Source organism: Wenxinia marina DSM 24838, from assembly GCF_000379485.1.
GTDB lineage: Bacteria > Pseudomonadota > Alphaproteobacteria > Rhodobacterales > Rhodobacteraceae > Wenxinia > Wenxinia marina.
This window is the reverse complement of sequence record NZ_KB902278.1, coordinates 1-14,976: the sequence shown is the minus strand read 5'-3', so window position 1 is coordinate 14,976 and position 14,976 is coordinate 1. Positions and strand designations below refer to the sequence as shown.

The 14,976-nt window shown below is 70.0% G+C and carries 16 protein-coding genes and 2 rRNA genes; 14 read left to right on the top strand and 4 right to left on the bottom strand.

Going from position 1 to position 14,976, the window contains the following annotated elements:
• Position 1: 1 nt before the first annotated feature.
• On the top strand, positions 2 to 595 hold the full coding sequence (recR, locus tag A37W_RS0103495; protein WP_018301636.1) for a recombination mediator RecR: 594 nt from the start codon (positions 2 to 4) through the stop codon (positions 593 to 595).
• Positions 596 to 906: 311 nt separating this feature from the next.
• Positions 907 to 1,524, top strand: a complete 618-nt coding sequence (locus A37W_RS0103490) for a class I SAM-dependent methyltransferase (RefSeq protein ID WP_018301635.1) — start codon at positions 907 to 909, stop codon at positions 1,522 to 1,524.
• 52 nt (positions 1,525 to 1,576) lie between these two features.
• Here A37W_RS0103490 and A37W_RS0103485 read toward each other — a convergent pair whose 3' ends face one another.
• The gene (locus A37W_RS0103485) at positions 1,577 to 2,362 is read right to left on the bottom strand and encodes a DUF1013 domain-containing protein (RefSeq protein WP_018301634.1); all 786 of its coding nucleotides are present in this window, start codon (positions 2,360 to 2,362) and stop codon (positions 1,577 to 1,579) included.
• Between the two features lie 133 nt (positions 2,363 to 2,495).
• Between A37W_RS0103485 and A37W_RS0103480 the strand changes: the two genes are divergently transcribed.
• Entirely contained in the window at positions 2,496 to 3,128 is a 633-nt protein-coding gene (locus A37W_RS0103480) for a ribonuclease T2 family protein (RefSeq protein ID WP_018301633.1), read from the top strand.
• A gap of 3 nt (positions 3,129 to 3,131) precedes the next feature.
• Here A37W_RS0103480 and A37W_RS0103475 read toward each other — a convergent pair whose 3' ends face one another.
• Positions 3,132 to 4,349, bottom strand: coding sequence for an ABC transporter substrate-binding protein (locus A37W_RS0103475; RefSeq protein ID WP_018301632.1), 1,218 nt, complete (start codon positions 4,347 to 4,349; stop codon positions 3,132 to 3,134).
• Between the two features lie 158 nt (positions 4,350 to 4,507).
• On the opposite strand from A37W_RS0103475, the gene A37W_RS0103470 reads away from it, so the two are divergent.
• The 11 genes from A37W_RS0103470 to A37W_RS0103420 all read left to right on the top strand — a co-directional run bounded on the left by A37W_RS0103470 (position 4,508) and on the right by A37W_RS0103420 (position 14,455).
• Positions 4,508 to 6,394 (top strand): cation:proton antiporter domain-containing protein, encoded by a 1,887-nt coding sequence (locus tag A37W_RS0103470; protein ID WP_018301631.1) that lies wholly within the window; start codon positions 4,508 to 4,510, stop codon positions 6,392 to 6,394.
• A gap of 71 nt (positions 6,395 to 6,465) precedes the next feature.
• Positions 6,466 to 7,866 carry an NADP-dependent phosphogluconate dehydrogenase gene (gene gnd / locus A37W_RS0103465; RefSeq protein WP_018301630.1) on the top strand — a complete coding sequence of 467 codons (1,401 nt, stop codon included), beginning with the start codon at positions 6,466 to 6,468 and terminating at the stop codon, positions 7,864 to 7,866.
• A 99-nt stretch (positions 7,867 to 7,965) separates the two neighbouring features.
• Positions 7,966 to 8,265: an STAS domain-containing protein gene (locus A37W_RS20880; RefSeq protein ID WP_018301629.1), complete on the top strand. Its 300-nt coding sequence runs from the start codon at positions 7,966 to 7,968 to the stop codon at positions 8,263 to 8,265.
• Positions 8,262 to 8,633, top strand: coding sequence for a response regulator (locus tag A37W_RS0103455; protein ID WP_018301628.1), 372 nt, complete (start codon positions 8,262 to 8,264; stop codon positions 8,631 to 8,633). Before A37W_RS20880 ends, A37W_RS0103455 begins: the two co-directional genes overlap by 4 nt.
• Before the next feature lie 3 nt (positions 8,634 to 8,636).
• Positions 8,637 to 10,781, top strand: a complete 2,145-nt coding sequence (locus A37W_RS0103450) for a chemotaxis protein CheA (RefSeq protein WP_018301627.1) — start codon at positions 8,637 to 8,639, stop codon at positions 10,779 to 10,781.
• Positions 10,756 to 11,223, top strand: coding sequence for a chemotaxis protein CheW (locus A37W_RS0103445; RefSeq protein ID WP_018301626.1), 468 nt, complete (start codon positions 10,756 to 10,758; stop codon positions 11,221 to 11,223). Before A37W_RS0103450 ends, A37W_RS0103445 begins: the two co-directional genes overlap by 26 nt.
• Complete coding sequence (locus tag A37W_RS0103440) at positions 11,220 to 12,095, top strand: CheR family methyltransferase (RefSeq protein WP_229666026.1); 876 nt, start codon at positions 11,220 to 11,222, stop codon at positions 12,093 to 12,095. Before A37W_RS0103445 ends, A37W_RS0103440 begins: the two co-directional genes overlap by 4 nt.
• An 11-nt stretch (positions 12,096 to 12,106) precedes the next feature.
• Positions 12,107 to 12,493, top strand: a complete 387-nt coding sequence (locus A37W_RS0103435) for a response regulator (RefSeq protein ID WP_018301624.1) — start codon at positions 12,107 to 12,109, stop codon at positions 12,491 to 12,493.
• Positions 12,493 to 12,849 carry a hypothetical protein gene (locus A37W_RS0103430; protein WP_018301623.1) on the top strand — a complete coding sequence of 119 codons (357 nt, stop codon included), beginning with the start codon at positions 12,493 to 12,495 and terminating at the stop codon, positions 12,847 to 12,849. The genes A37W_RS0103435 and A37W_RS0103430 overlap by 1 nt, the downstream gene beginning before the upstream one ends.
• Positions 12,850 to 12,962: 113 nt before the next feature.
• On the top strand, positions 12,963 to 13,934 hold the full coding sequence (locus A37W_RS0103425) for a CheB methylesterase domain-containing protein (RefSeq protein WP_018301622.1): 972 nt from the start codon (positions 12,963 to 12,965) through the stop codon (positions 13,932 to 13,934).
• Positions 13,931 to 14,455: a chemotaxis protein CheD gene (locus A37W_RS0103420; RefSeq protein ID WP_018301621.1), complete on the top strand. Its 525-nt coding sequence runs from the start codon at positions 13,931 to 13,933 to the stop codon at positions 14,453 to 14,455. The genes A37W_RS0103425 and A37W_RS0103420 overlap by 4 nt, the downstream gene beginning before the upstream one ends.
• A gap of 119 nt (positions 14,456 to 14,574) precedes the next feature.
• Here the strand turns inward: A37W_RS0103420 and rrf are convergent.
• Positions 14,575 to 14,689, bottom strand: a 5S ribosomal RNA gene (gene rrf / locus A37W_RS0103415).
• Positions 14,690 to 14,809: 120 nt separating this feature from the next.
• Positions 14,810 to 14,976 (bottom strand): 23S ribosomal RNA (locus A37W_RS0103410); the annotation flags it as partial.

Below are 14,976 nucleotides of genomic sequence, written 5' to 3'. Positions count from 1 at the left end.
CATGAGCGCCGCCCCCGAGAGCCTTGAGCGGCTGATCGAGCTGATGGCCCGCCTGCCCGGCCTCGGCCCCCGCTCGGCCAGGCGCGCGGTGCTGCACCTCCTCGGCAAGCGCGGGCAGCTGCTGCTGCCGCTGGCCGAAGCGATGCGCGACGCCGGCCAGAACGTCCGCGACTGCGTGATCTGCGGCAATGTCGGCCTCGCCGACGAATGCGCGATCTGCGCCGACGAGCGCCGGGCGAACGGGCAGATCTGCGTGGTCGAGGAGGTGTCGGACCTCTGGGCGATGGAGCGGGCGGGCGTGTTCAAGGGGCGCTACCACGTGCTCGGCGGGACGCTGTCGGCGCTCGACGCGATCGGACCGGACGAACTGCGCATCCCGCGCCTCGTCGATCGTGTGGCGAGCGAGGGCGTGACCGAGGTGATTCTCGCGCTCGGCGCGACGGTCGACGGCCAGACCACCACCCACTACATCGCCGACCGGCTGCCGGACGTGACCGTCACCTCGCTGGCGCAGGGCGTGCCGGTGGGAGGCGAGCTCGACTACCTCGACGAGGGCACCATCAGCGCGGCGCTGAAGGCGCGGCGCGGGCTGTAGGCGCGCTGCGGATCCGCCATCAGGCCGCCGACGACGGCGGCGTTCATCACGAACACCACATGCACCCGGCGCGAGGCGGGGGAGGTCGCGGTGCGCGACCAGCCTGATCCTCAAACCGACTGACTCCTCCGGCTGCGCCCGTTCGGCGCCGGTTCGCCTGCATCCGATCGTCGGGCCGGCGCGCCGACCTCCCATCATTCGACCGGCTCCGCGAGGGCGCGGGGGACACATTCCCCCTTGCGGCACCAGGCAGTTCTTCGGCGAGCGCGATTGGTGTAGGGAGAGCCCTGACGTTAAGTAAGGACAAGCCGATGACCGACGCCGCCTTCTGGGACAGGATCGCCGACAAGTATGCCGCGCGACCCATCGCCGATCCCGACGCCTACGAGGCGACGCTGGAGCGGACGGCGGGGCACCTCGCGCCGACCGACCGCATCCTCGAGCTCGGTTGCGGCACCGGCGGCACGGCGCGGCGGCTGGCGTCGTCGGTCGCCCACGTCACCGCCACTGACATCGCGCCGCAGATGATCCGGATCGCGACGGAGCGGCAGGCGGCCGAGGGCATCTCCAACGTCGAACACCTCGCCCTGCCGGCCGACGCCGACGTTCCAGGCGCGCCGTTCGATGCGGTGGTGGCGTTCAACCTGCTGCATCTGTCGGGGCCGCTGGCGCCGGCGCTCGCGCATATCCGCACGCAGGTGGGGTCCGGCGGCCTCTTCATCTCGAAGACGCCCTGCCTCGGCGACATGTTCTTCGGGATCCGCCTCGTGCTGCCGCTGATGCGCCGGTTCGGCAAGGCGCCGCGGGCGACCTTCTTCAGCGCCGCGCAGCTGCGGTCGGAAGTGGAGCGGGCGGGATTCGAGGTCGTGGACGACACCACGTTCGGGGCAGCGAAGAACGCCCGCTACCTCGTCGCGCGGCGCCGCTGACCGGCGCCGGCGACAGGGAGGGGGCGGGCCGTCCGGCCCGCCGCCCCGCGCCTCAGCGGCGGTCGTCCTCGTCCTCGTCGTCGCCCGAGTCGTTCGGCAGGTTGAAGAAGCTGTCCGCGTCCGACACGTCGCGCAGATCCTCTTCCTCGTCGCCCTCCGGCCCGCGCGGGTCCTCGCCCGAATCGGTCAGCGAGAAGGTCTCGAGCCCCGAGATCGCGGTCGGGATGCGCGGCTCGGCCGGCATGCCCAGCGACTGCTCGGTCGAGACCAGCTTGCGCCGCTCGTCGTCGGACATCACGCCGCCCTCGCGCGCCTTCTTGGCCGCGGCCTTCTGCACGGCGGCGTCCAGCTCGGACTGCTTGCACAGGCCCAGCGCGACCGGGTCGATCGGGTCGATGTTGCCGATGTTCCAGTGCGTCCGCTCGCGGATCGACTGGATCGTCGGCTTGGTGGTGCCGACCAGCCTGGAGATCTGCGCGTCGGTCAGCTCGGGGTGGAACTTGACCAGCCACAGGATCGAGGCGGGGCGGTCCTGCCGCTTCGACAGCGGCGTGTAGCGCGGCCCGCGGCGCTTCTCCTCGCCCACGGCGGCTGCGTTGAACTTCAGCTTCAGCCGGTGGGTCGGGTCCTTCTCGGCCTTGTCGATCTCGGATTGGTCGAGCTGGTTGTTGGCGACCGGGTCGAAGCCCTTCACGCCCTGCGCCACGTCGCCGTCGGCGATGCCCTGGATCTCGAGCTCGTGCATCCCGACGAAGTCGGCGATCTGCTTGAAGCTCATCGTGGTGTTGTCGACGAGCCAGACGGCCGTCGCCTTGGCCATGAGCGGTCTGTCGGACATGTGCGGGTCTCCTGTCGTCGGCACGGCTTCCCCGGCGCCCGGCGGGACCGGGCGGCCCGGGACATCCGGACCAAGTTCACGTTGTCGGGGAACTCGGCGGCTATATAGTCGCGTGACCCCGCGGAGGGAAGGGATGAAATACGCTGCAATCGCCGCGCTGCTGGCGCTCGCCGCCCCGGCCCGGGCGGACGGGACGGCCGGCGACTTCGACTATTACGTCCTGTCGCTGTCCTGGTCGCCGACCTGGTGCCGCCAGCAGGGCCAGGCCGAGGGGTCCGAGCAGTGCGCGGACGGGGCGGGCTTCGGCTGGGTGCTGCACGGCCTGTGGCCGCAGTACGAGGAGGGCTGGCCCGACTATTGCGCGACCTCCTTCGCGCCGCCCTCGCGCGGGATGACGGGGGCCATGGCCGACATCATGGGGACCGGCGGGTCGGCCTGGCACCAGTGGCGCAAGCACGGGGTCTGCAGCGGGCTGTCGCCGGCGGACTACTACGCGCTGGCGCGCGAGGCCTACGGACGCGTCACGCGGCCAGAGGTGTTCGAACGGCTGGAGCGCGAGGTGACGCTGCCGGCGGAGGTGGTGGAAGAGGCGTTCACCACGGACAATCCGGGCCTCGATCCGCCGGAAGTGACCGTCACCTGTCGGTCTGGGATGATCCAGGAGGTGCGCGTCTGCATGACGCGCGATCTGGAGTTCCGCCGCTGCGGGGCGGACGTCATCCGCGACTGCACGCTGGACGACGCCCTCCTCCTGCCCGTCCGCTAGGCCTCAGCGGCCGACGTTCTCGCGCCAGCCGTCGTCGATCGCCGACACCCACTCGCCCTGCAGCTCGGGCAGGGCGCTCTCCGCCAGCTCGGCGGCCGGGACGACCGAGGGGTGCTGCGGCAGCGCGTCGAACTCGGCGCGGATGTCCTCCGGCACCTGAGACAGGTCGATCGCCGGCGGCGCGCCCCAGACGTCCGGCCGCGCCTTCTCCAGCTGCGCTTCGGCCGAGAGCATGAGGTTCACCGCGACGAGGGCGGCGGCCTTGTTGGGCGAGTTGTAGGGGATCGTCAGGTAGTTCGTGTTGCCGATCGTCCCGCCGTCCAGACCATAGCTGCGGACCGTGGCCGGGAACGTGCCGTTCTCGACCAGCACGCCGAACTGCGAGGGGTTGTAGTCGAAGATCAGGTCGACCTCGGAGTTGGCGAACATCTGCTGCAGCTGCGTGATCGAGGTCGGATAGGTCTCTCCCTCGCGCCACAGGTCGGGCTCCAGATCGTTCAGGATCGCCCACGCCTCCTTCGCCGCCGCGTCGAAGGTCGCCTGGTCGAACGGGCCGAGCAGCGCGTCGGGGCCACCGGCTGCGTGGTAGAAGACGTGCCGCACGAAGGCCGAGCCGTTGAAGTCGGGCGGCGCCGGGTAGGTGAAGCGGCCGGGGTTGGCGTGCACCCACTCGATCAGCTCCGGGATCGACCGCGGCGGCTCGGGCGTGCGCGCCTCGTCGTGGCCGAAGGCGAACTGCGCCGTGGACCAGGGCGCCTCGCAGCCGTCCACCGGCACGCCGAAATCGTTGGCGATGGAGGGGTTGTCCCAGTCGACGAGCGTGTCGTTCGGCAGCGCGTCGGTCCAGCCGCACCAGACGAGATCGCCCTGCCGCATGGTGCGGAAGTTCTCGCCGTTGATCCAGATGAGGTCGACCGCGCCCGTGTCGTCGGCACCGGCCTCCTTCTCGCCGAGGACGATGTTCACGGCGTCGGACGTGTCGGTCAGCGGCACGAGGTTCAGAGTGATGCCGTACTCCTCGGACAGGCGGTCGCCGACCCAGCCGGTGACGTAGTCGTTGATGTTCTGAGCCCCGCCCCACATGAAGACGTTGACCTCGCCGCCCTCGGCCGCGGCCACGATCCCCTCCCAGTCCATCGCCAGAAGGGACTCCCCGTCGGCCGTGTCGGCGGCGGCCGGCAGGGCGGTGAAGAGGAGAAGGGCGGAGAGGGCGAGGCGCATGAGAGGGTTCCGGTGTTGCGGGCAGTTGCGGCAACACTAGCCGCCCGCTGCCCCGTGGCCAGTCACGGGCCCGTCAAAGGCCGCGACCGTACGGAACGCGCTTCCCGCCGGCGTGCGGGTCCGCGTAAGGTATCGCGTCCCGACCGAAGGCCCCCCGCATGACCCAGACGCTCCTCCTCGCCGTCCTCTTCCTCGCCGCGGGGCTCGCCGCGGTGCCGCTCGCCACGCGGTTCGGGCTGGGGTCGGTCCTCGGCTACCTGATTGCGGGGATCGCGCTGTCGCCGATCCTCGCGGCGCTGCACGTGGACGTGGAGGCGATCCAGCACTTCGCCGAGTTCGGCGTCGTGATGATGCTGTTCCTCGTCGGGCTGGAGCTGGAGCCGAAGCGGCTGTGGGAGATGCGGATGCAGCTGCTCGGCCTCGGCGGGCTGCAGGTGGTCCTGACGGCGGCGGCGGTGATGGGCCTCGCGATGCTGCTGGGGCTTGCGTGGAACCTGGCGCTCGCCACAGGCCTGATCCTGGCGCTGTCCTCCACCGCCATCGTGCTGCAGACGCTGAACGAGAAGGGCCTCATGAAGAGCGACGGCGGACGGGCCTCGTTCTCGGTCCTGCTGACGCAGGACATCGCCGTCATCCCGATGCTGGCGCTGATGCCGCTGCTCGCCTTCGGTGTCCACGCCGGGGCGGAGGCGGGCGATCACGGGGCGGCGGACGCGGGCCACGGCGCCGGCCTCAGCCTCGTCGAGGGGCTGCCGGGCTGGGGCGCCGCGCTGGTCACGCTCGGCGCCATCGCCGCGGTGGTCGTGGGCGGCGCGGTCCTGACCGGCCCGCTCTTCCGCTTCATCGCCCTCGCCCGCCTGCGCGAGCTGTTCATCGCCGCCGCCCTCCTGATCGTCACCGGCATCGCGCTCCTGATGAGCCTCGTCGGCCTGTCGCCCGCCCTCGGCACCTTCCTCGCCGGGGTGGTCCTCGCCAACAGCGAGTACCGGCACGAGCTGGAGGCCGACATCGACCCGTTCCGGGGCATGCTCCTCGGCCTGTTCTTCATGACGGTCGGCGCCGGGATCGACTTCCTGCTGATGTGGGACAACCTCCTGCCGATCCTCGGCCTGACGGTCGGGCTGATGGCGCTGAAGGCCGCGGTCCTCGGCGTCCTCGGCCTGGCCTTCCGGCTGCGCGGGGCGGACAGGTGGCTGTTCGCCCTCGGCCTCGCGCAGGCCGGCGAGTTCGGGTTCGTCCTGCTGGCCCTCACCGTCGGCGCGGGCGTGCTGCCCGACGCGCTCGCCGACCGGCTGCTGCTGGTCGTCGCGCTGTCGATGCTGCTGACGCCGCTCCTCTTCATTCTCTACGACCGGGTGCTGGCGCCGATGTACGCGGGCGGCCGGCGCGAGGCGGACGAGATCGACGAGACGGGCGACGTGCTGATCCTCGGCCACGGCCGCTTCGGCGGGATCGTGAACCGGATGCTGCGGCTCAACGGCTACCGGACGGTGGTCGTCGATTACAGCGCCCAGCAGCTGGAGATGCTGCGCCAGTTCGGGCTCAAGGTCTATTTCGGCGACGCCACCCGGCCCGACCTGCTGGAGGCCGCGGGCATCGCCCGCGCCCGCCTCCTCATCATCGCGATCGACGGCGTGGACGAGACCACGCGCATCGTGGAACACGTGACCAAGGCCTACCCGGACCTCCACGTCATCGCCCGGGCCCGCAACCGGCACCACGTGTACGAGCTGTGGTACGCCGGCTGCCGCGACATCATCCGCGAGACCTACGACAGCTCGATCCGCGCCGGGCGCTCCGCGCTCGAGGCGCTGGGCCACAAGCACGAGCAGGCGATGGCGCGGGCGCGCGCGTTCGAGATCAAGGACCGCGCCGCGATGGTGGAGGTGTCCGACCTCTACGACCCGAACGTCCCGGCGATGGAGAACGCCCCCTACGTCGCCCGCGTGAACCAGATCATGCGCGAGTGGGAGGCCGAGTTGACCGGCGCCACCGACACCACCGAGGATCAGGAGAGGCTGGCGGCGGACTTCCGCGGCGGCTGACGCCGACGGGGGTGGTGCCCCGTCGCCGCCTGCGGTTTAGTCCGCGGGCGGCAGGCAGGGGAGGCGAACGCATGGCCAAGGCAGAGATCGGACTGGTGGGGCTCGGCACGATGGGCTCGGCGCTCGCGCTGAACATCGCCGACAAGGGGCACAGCGTCGCGGTCTGGAACCGCACCCATTCCCACACCGAGGCGTTCGTGCAGGAGGCCGGTCCGCTGGCCGAGCGGATCGTCCCGGCCGAGACCCACGCCGACCTCGTCGCCGCGCTGGCCGAGCCGCGGGCGATCATCCTGATGGTCCCCGCGGGCGCCCCGGTGGACGAGCAGATCGCCGCGCTGCGGCCGCTCCTCGGCCCCGACGACCTCATCATCGACGCCGGCAACGCCAACTTCCGCGACACCAGCCGCCGCGCGACGGACAGCGGCGGCCCGTTCCTCGGCATCGGCGTCTCGGGCGGCGAGGAAGGTGCGCGGCACGGGCCGTCGATCATGGGCGGCGGCGAGCGCGCGTACTGGGACCGGGTGGCGCACATCCTGAAGGACATCGCCGCCGACTACGAGGGCACGCCCTGCGCCACCTGGATGGGCGAGAAGGGCGCCGGCCACTTCGTCAAGGCCGTCCACAACGGCATCGAATACGCCGACATGCAGATGATCGCCGAGACCTACGGCATCCTGCGCGACGGCATGGGGATGGGCTACGACGCGATCGCCGACGTCTTCGCGAAATGGAACGACGGACCGCTCGCCAGCTACCTGATCGAGATTTCCGCCAAGGTCGCCGCCGCCACCGACGCCCGGACCGGAGAGCCGCTGCTGACCGTCATCGCCGATTCGGCCGGCCAGAAGGGCACCGGCCGCTGGACAGCGGTCGAGGCGCAGCACCTCGGCGCCGCGATCCCGGCGATCGAGGCGGCGGTCGCGGCGCGGAACCTGTCGGCGAAAGCGGACATGCGCGCGACGGGCGAAGAGCTGTTCGGCGCCGGTCCGCAGCCGATGGGGCCGAACGCGCCCTCGCTCGATTCGCTCGAGCAGGCGCTGATGGCGGGCAAGATCATGTGCTACGCCCAGGGCTTCGCCATGATCAACGCCGCCTCCGACGAGTTCGGCTGGGCCCTGCCCCTGCCCGAGATCGCCAGGGTCTGGCGTGCCGGGTGCATCATCCGCTCGGCCATGCTCAACGACATGGCCGACGCGCTGGCCGAGGATCCGGCGCGCAACCTGCTGTTCGCGCCGTTCTTCGCGGACAAGGTCAGGGCCGCGGCCCCCGCCCTGCGCGAGGTCGTCATTGCGGCGCAGGCGGCCGGCATCGCCGTGCCGGCGCTGGCCTCCGGCCTTGCGTGGTTCGACACGGTCCGCACCGCGCGCGGCACCGCCGACATGATCCAGGGGCAGCGCGACTTCTTCGGCCTGCACGGATTCGTCCGCCGCGACACCGGCGAAAGCGGCCAGCACGGCCCCTGGGCCAGCTGATCGGCCGGGGCCGGCGCGCCGGCCTTCCGGGCTTCACCGAACCTTAAGTCGTTCGCGGCTATCCCCTGCCCCGTGACAACTGGCAGCGGACGCGCGGGCATGGCAAACGACACGGCTCTGAGGCTCGACCTCGCCCACCCGGACTGGACCGACGACCTCAAGAAGGTCGAGGCCGCGATTCTCGCGGACATCACCCGCCCGGTGATCGTCGACGCGAGCGCGGCGACAGAGGTCGGGGCGCTCGCCGCGCAACTCCTGATCGCGGCCCGCCGCGCTGCCTCGACCGAGGGGCGCAGCTTCGCGGTCGAGGCGCCGTCGGACGCCGTGCGCGACTCGCTCGACCGGATGGGCCTGTCCGCCGCCGTCCTCGGCGCTCCGGAAACGGAGGTCGCGGGATGAGCGTCTCTGTCCTCGCCATCGACGATTCCCGCACCATCCGCGAGATGGTCAGCCGCACGCTCGGCGACGCCGGCTTCGACGTCACCACCGCGACCGACGGCAAGGCCGGGGTCGCGGCCTTCGAGGGGCGCCGCTTCGACGCCGTCGTGACCGACATCAACATGCCCAACCTCGACGGGTTCGGCGTGATCGAGGCGATCCGCGGGGGCCGGACGAACCGCCGCGTCCCGATCCTCGTCCTCACCACCGAAAGCGGCCCCGCCCTGAAGGAACGGGCGCGAAAGGCCGGCGCCACCGGCTGGATCGTGAAACCGTTCGAGGACCGCGCCTTCGTCGACGTGGTCCGCCGCGTGACCGGAGGGGCCTGAGCGATGTCGGATTCGCTGCGCGACATGTTTTTCGCCGAATGCGAGGACCTGCTCGAGGCGCTGTCCGAAGGCCTCGCCGCCATGAGCGACGGCACCCACGACGCCGAGACGGTCAACGCGATCTTCCGGGCGGTCCACTCGATCAAGGGCGCGGCGGGAGCCTTCGCGCTGGAGGACATCGTCTCGTTCGCCCACCAGTACGAGACGGTCCTCGACCTCATCCGCTCCGGCCAGCTCGACCCCGATGCCGAGGTGATGCGCGCGATCCTGCGATCGTCGGACGTTCTCGCCGACCTCGTGGACGCGGCGCAGAACGATCGCACCGACCGGCCCGACGCGATGGCGCCGCTGCTGGAGCAACTGACCCGGCTCGCCGACGCCGCGCCGGCCCCGATCGCCACGCAGCCGCCTGAACCAGAGGCCGTCTTCGCACCCATGGCCGCGATGCCGCTGACGCTCGCCCCGATCGTCGGCGCCGAGAGCCGGTTCCGCATCCGCTTCCGGCCGGAACGCGCGCTGTTCGACAACGGCCACGACCCGCTGCGCCTGCTCCGGGCCCTATCCGCCCTTGGCGAGCTGACAGTGGACTGCGACCTCTCTGCCATCCCGCCCCTCGGCAGTTTCGACCCGGAGGAGAGCTTTCTCGCCTGGGACATGACGCTGACCGGCGACATCGCCGAAGGCGAGATCCGCGGCGTCTTCTCCTTCGTCGATGGCCTCTGCACGCTGTCGGTCGAGCGCGAGGACGACGAGGCCCCGCAGTCCACGGTCCCGAACTCGCCGCTCCCTCAGCCCGCTGCGACGCCGCCCGGCGAGGCGGAGACACCGCTCGTGAACGCCGATCCGCCGCCGGACCCCGGGGGAGAGCGCCAGCCCGTTCGCGCGGGAGGCGCCGCTGCCGCCAACGCCGGCCCCGCCCGGCCCACGCTCCGCGTCGATCCGGAACGGGTCGACCGCCTCATCAACACCGTCGGCGAGCTCATCATCAATCAGGCCGTCATCGGCCAGAAGATCGCCGCCCTCGGCGCGGAACCGAACTCCGAGGTGATGAGCGACCTCGACGACTACCGCCACCTTGCACGCGACATCCAGGAAGGCGTGATGGCGATCCGCGCCCAGCCCGTGAAGCCGCTCTTCCAGCGGATGGGCCGCATCATCCGCGAGGCGGCCGAGGCCGTCGGCAAGGAGGTCGTCCTCGAAACCGAGGGCGAGATGACGGAGGTCGACAAGACGGTGGTCGAGCGACTTGCCGACCCGTTGACCCACATGGTCCGCAACGCGGTCGATCACGGAATCGAACCTGCCGCCCTCCGTACCGAGCGTGGCAAACCTGCGGAGGGCACTGTCCGCCTCATCGCCGCCCATCGCTCCGGCCACGTCCACATCGCGATCGCCGACGACGGCGGCGGACTCGACCGCGAGCGCATCCTCGGCAAGGCGGTCGAGAAGGGTCTCGTGTCCCCCGAGGCGAAGCTGACCGAGAGCGAGATCGACAACCTCCTGTTCCTCCCCGGCTTCTCGACCGCCTCCTCGATCACCAATCTCTCGGGTCGCGGCGTCGGCATGGACGTGGTCAAGACCGCGATCACCTCGCTCGGTGGCCGCGTCTCGATCTCCAGCCGGCCCGGCCACGGCTCCACCTTCTCGATCACGCTGCCGCTGACGCTGGCCGTTCTGGACGGAATGGTGGTGACGGTCGGCGACCAGACGATGGTCCTGCCGCTCTATTCCATCCTCGAGACGATCCGCCCGCAGGCCCGGAACGTCACGCCCCTTGGCCGCGGCGGTCATGTCCTGTCGATCCGCGGCGCCTACGTCCCCATCGTCAGCCTGGCCCACGTCCTGGGCCTCGCGTCCGAGCCTTTCGATCCGACCCGCTCGATCTTCGTTCTCATCAGGGCGGACGGGTCGCAGCCGGTGGCCCTCGCCGTCGAGGCGATCTCGGACCAGCGGCAGGTCGTCATCAAGAGCCTCGAGGGCAATTACGGCCGCATCCCGGGCATCTCGGCCGCCACCATCCTCGGCGACGGCAAGATCGCCCTCATCGTCGACACCGACACGGTCGTGGCCATCGCCGCCCAGACGCCGGCGGTCCAGACCATCCGCGACAAGGAACCGGATCATGAGCAGCTCGCCGCTTTGGGATGACAACGCCACGATCGAGTTCGTCTCCCTGGTCTCAGGAGGGCAGAGTTTCTGCCTGGAGATCACGACGATCCGCGAAATTCGCCGATGGAGCGCCGTGACCCCGCTCCCCTATTCCGAGGATTCGGTTCTGGGCGTGATGAACCTGCGCGGCGCAGTCATCCCGATCGTCGACCTCGCCGCACGCCTCGGCCTCGGCCGCACCGACCCCACGGCCCGCCACGTCATCATCGTGGTTGCCGTCCACCAGCGCACCTTGGGCCTCCTCGTCGACTCCGTGTCCGAAATCCTGACCGTGAAGGGAGGCGCGATTCGTGAGACGCCCAACGTCCGCTCCGACGACAGCATCCGTTCGATCCGGGGACTTCTCCAGATCGAGGAAGAGATGTCGCGCATCATCGACCTCTCCGCCCTTCTGCCGGCCGAACACGAGGACGCCGCGTGACTGCAACGTCCACCGATCGCACCGACATGCAGCCGGACGCCTGCGAATTCACCGAGGACGACTTCGCGGCGATCTCGCGGATCGCCAAGGCCGAGTACGGCCTGCATCTCGAGCCGTCGAAGAAGTCGCTCATCCGGTCCCGGCTGAGGCGCCGTATCCGCGCGCTCGGACTCGGCGGGTTCGGCGCCTACTGCCGCATCGTCGAGAACGGCGACCCGGTGGAGCGTGAGCACTTCGTCTCCGCCCTCACCACCAACGTCACCCATTTCTACCGCGAGCCGCACCATTTCCGGCACCTCGAAGGCGAGGTCCTGCCGCCGCTGATCGATCCCGCCCGGGCCGGAGAGCGGATTCGCGTCTGGTCCGCCGGCTGCTCCACCGGCCCCGAGCCCTATTCCATCGCCGCGAGCATCCTGAAGGTCTTTCCGGACGCCGCCCGCTTCGACGTGCGCATCCTCGCGACCGACATCGACCGCGCGGTCCTGCGCCGCGCCGAGGGCGGCCGCTACGAGGCGGAGGAATGCAAGGTGCCCGACGAAGAGCATCGCCGCCGCCTCTTCGCCGGGCGCGAGGACGGCGTGGCGACGATCCGGCCGGAGGTCGCCGGCCTCGTCACGTTCCGGCCGCTCAATCTCAACGGTCCTTGGCCGATGAGCGGCCGCTTCCACGCGATCTTCTGCCGCAACGTGGCGATCTACTTCGATCGCCCCACGCAGGAGCGGCTGTGGTCCCGCTTCGCCGAGTTCCTCAAACCGGGGGGCATGCTCTACATCGGCCATTCCGAGCGCGTCACCGGCCCCGCCACGCAGGCCTTCGCCGGCTGCGGTATCACGACCTACCGCCACACGTCCGCGCCACGCCCGATTTCTTGAACGGAGAACCCATGTCCCTGAAGGATACCCTGCGCGTGATGGTGGTCGACGACATGTCGGTCAGCCGCGGCCTGCTCACCCAGGCTCTCGAGGAAATCGGCATCTGGAAGGTGGACGCCCAGAACAGCGGCCAGAGTGCCCTGTCGCGTCTTGCGGCGAGCCCGGTCCACCTCGTCATCTCGGACTTCAACATGCCCGGGATGGACGGCCTGCAGTTGCTCGAGGGGCTGCGCAGCAATCGCTCGACGCAGCAGATCGGCTTCATCCTCGTCACCGGGACACCGACGCAGGAGATCGTCGACAAGGGGCGCCGGCTCGGCCTCAACAACCTCGTGAAGAAGCCGTTCACCACGGCGTCCCTGAAGCAGTCCATCGAAGCCGTCGTCGGGCGGCTCTGATGAGCGGCGAACCACCCACGCCCGAGGGCGTCGACCTGGCGCTGCTCCTCGGTCGGGTCGGCACCGTCCTGTCGGAGGCGCAACGCTCACTTATGGAACACGAGGAGGTCATCATGGCCGCTCTCGCCCGCCAGCACATCGACGCGGCCCTGGCGCGGGACCTGCAGCACATCGACCTCGTCGGCCAGATCATGGCGGACCTCGCAGACCTGATCGCCCGGGTCGCGGAGACGGAACTCGACGGCCAGGCGATAAGGCGAGACGTCATCGCCGCCGCTCTCCGGCTGGAGCGGGTGCGAGCCACCCTGCTCGGAGACGCGCCGGGCCCCCGCCTGCCCTCGGTTGAGCTTTTCTGACGTGGCACCGGGATCGCTCATCACCCGCCGCCGTACCCCTCCCGACTATCGAGGAGATGCTGCATGATCGCTGAAGATTCTCCCATTCCCGCCCCCGCCGCGGGAACAGCTCGATGAGCGGCATTCTCATCGCCCATCGCAATCCGGTTCGCCGCGACCGGCTTGTCCGCGCCGTCGAAGCTGCCCCCGGCCGGCACCTCGTGGCGGCGGTCGCGGACCTGACAGCGGCCTATCACGTGTCCGAACACACGCGTCCCGCTGTCGCGCTCGTCAGCGAGGACCTCGCCGCGCTCCCCGAATTCGAGGTCATGGTCCTCCTCTTCCGGGCGCTGGCGATCCGCTGCATCGTCCTCGCCGACGGGCAGGCCGGCTCCAGGCGCTCCCTCGTGGAGGGGGTGGAGCGGATGCCCATGGACGACGTCCTGGGACGGCCGGATCTGCCCGGCGGCCCCGTCCCACCGGTGACGCCCCCGAAGACCGCCGGGCCGGCCCCGGCCGCAGAGTTTGCATCCGACCGCCTCATCCTGATCGGGGCAAGCACCGGGGGCGTCGACGCGCTGATCAAGGTCCTCGGCGCCTTCCCCTCCGACTGCCCGCCGACCCTCGTCGTGCAGCATACCGGCGGCGCCTTCAGCGCCGGGCTCGCACGCCTGATCGACTCTCATGTCGCGCCGAAGGTCGCCGAGGCGGCGGAGGGGGAGCGACTGACCGCCGGGAAAGTCCTCATCGCCCCCGGCTCGGATCGGCACCTCACCGTCGCGTCGCGCGGGACCCTCGTCTGCCGCCTGGAAGACGGGGCGGCGATCAGCGGCCACCGACCGTCCGTCGACGCCCTGTTCCGGTCGGCGATCCCCCTGGCGCCCCGCGTGGTGGCCGCCCTACTGACCGGGATGGGGCGCGACGGCGCGGCCGGACTGACCGATCTTCGGCGCGCGGGGGCCGCGACCTTCGGCCAGGACGAAGCGACGAGCGTCGTCTACGGCATGCCGCGGGTCGCGTACGAGTTGGGCGGGGTGGGTCGCCAGTTGCCGGTCACGGCCATCGGGCAGGCCCTGCTCTCCGCTTGCCGGCGGGTTCCCGCATGACCGAGAGCAGATGGTCCGGCCGCACCGAGACGGTCATTCAGGGCCAGTTCAAGGTCTGCGACACTCCGGGGGTCATCCTCTCGACGGTTCTCGGCTCGTGCGTAGCGGCATGCCTTTACGACGAGCATCGGCAGATCGGCGGAATGAACCATTACCTTCTCCCAGAGGGGGGGCGGGGCTCGCGCGAGATGAAATACGGGGCCATGGCGATGGAGCTTCTCATCAACGGTCTGCTGCGAGCCGGCGCAGATCGCCGGCGCCTCAAGGCCAAACTGTTCGGCGGCGCCCGGATCACCCGAACGTTCGACGACATCGGAGCCCGCAACGCCCGCTTCGCGCAGGACTTCATGGCAATGGAAGAGATACCGGTCGTGGCTCGCAGCCTGGGCGGCGACCTGCCGCGGCGAGTGCATTTCCTCCCGTTGGACGGTCGGGCTCGGGTCCTGCTGATCGACCGGGCAGAAGAGCCGGCGATCGTCGCCCCGCAACCGATGCCGCAAGCACCAATTACGCTATTCTGAGGATGGATCTCGCTCGACCGAAGCGCCGACCGGAACCTGAATCAGTCCGGCGAAGCACGCGGTCGATAGTCATTTGGGAAATCACATCGCAGAGAGAGAGGTTAGCCGTTTCTTATCAGGTCTGGCGGTGACTTACTCTCCCACGTCTTGAGACGCAGTACCATCAGCGCGACGGGTCTTAACTTCCGAGTTCGGGAAGGGATCGGGTGTTTACCTCGTGCCATGGCCACCAGACCGGGTAAGGAACGGCGGCGCGGGTTATTTTTGTCCCGCGCCTGATCCAAGTCGAGTTGTGTTTGGGTATTTTGTACGGCTTCCGTTCGGGTGACGGCTTTTGTGTTGCCGTTACCGGATCGGGTCAAGCCTATCGGACGATTAGTACCGGTCAACTGAGCGCATTGCTGCGCTTACATCTCCGGCCTATCGACGTGGTGGTCTTCCACGGTCCTCGAGGGATACCTTGTTTTGAGGGGGGCTTCCCGCTTAGATGCCTTCAGCGGTTATCCTGTCCGGACATAGCT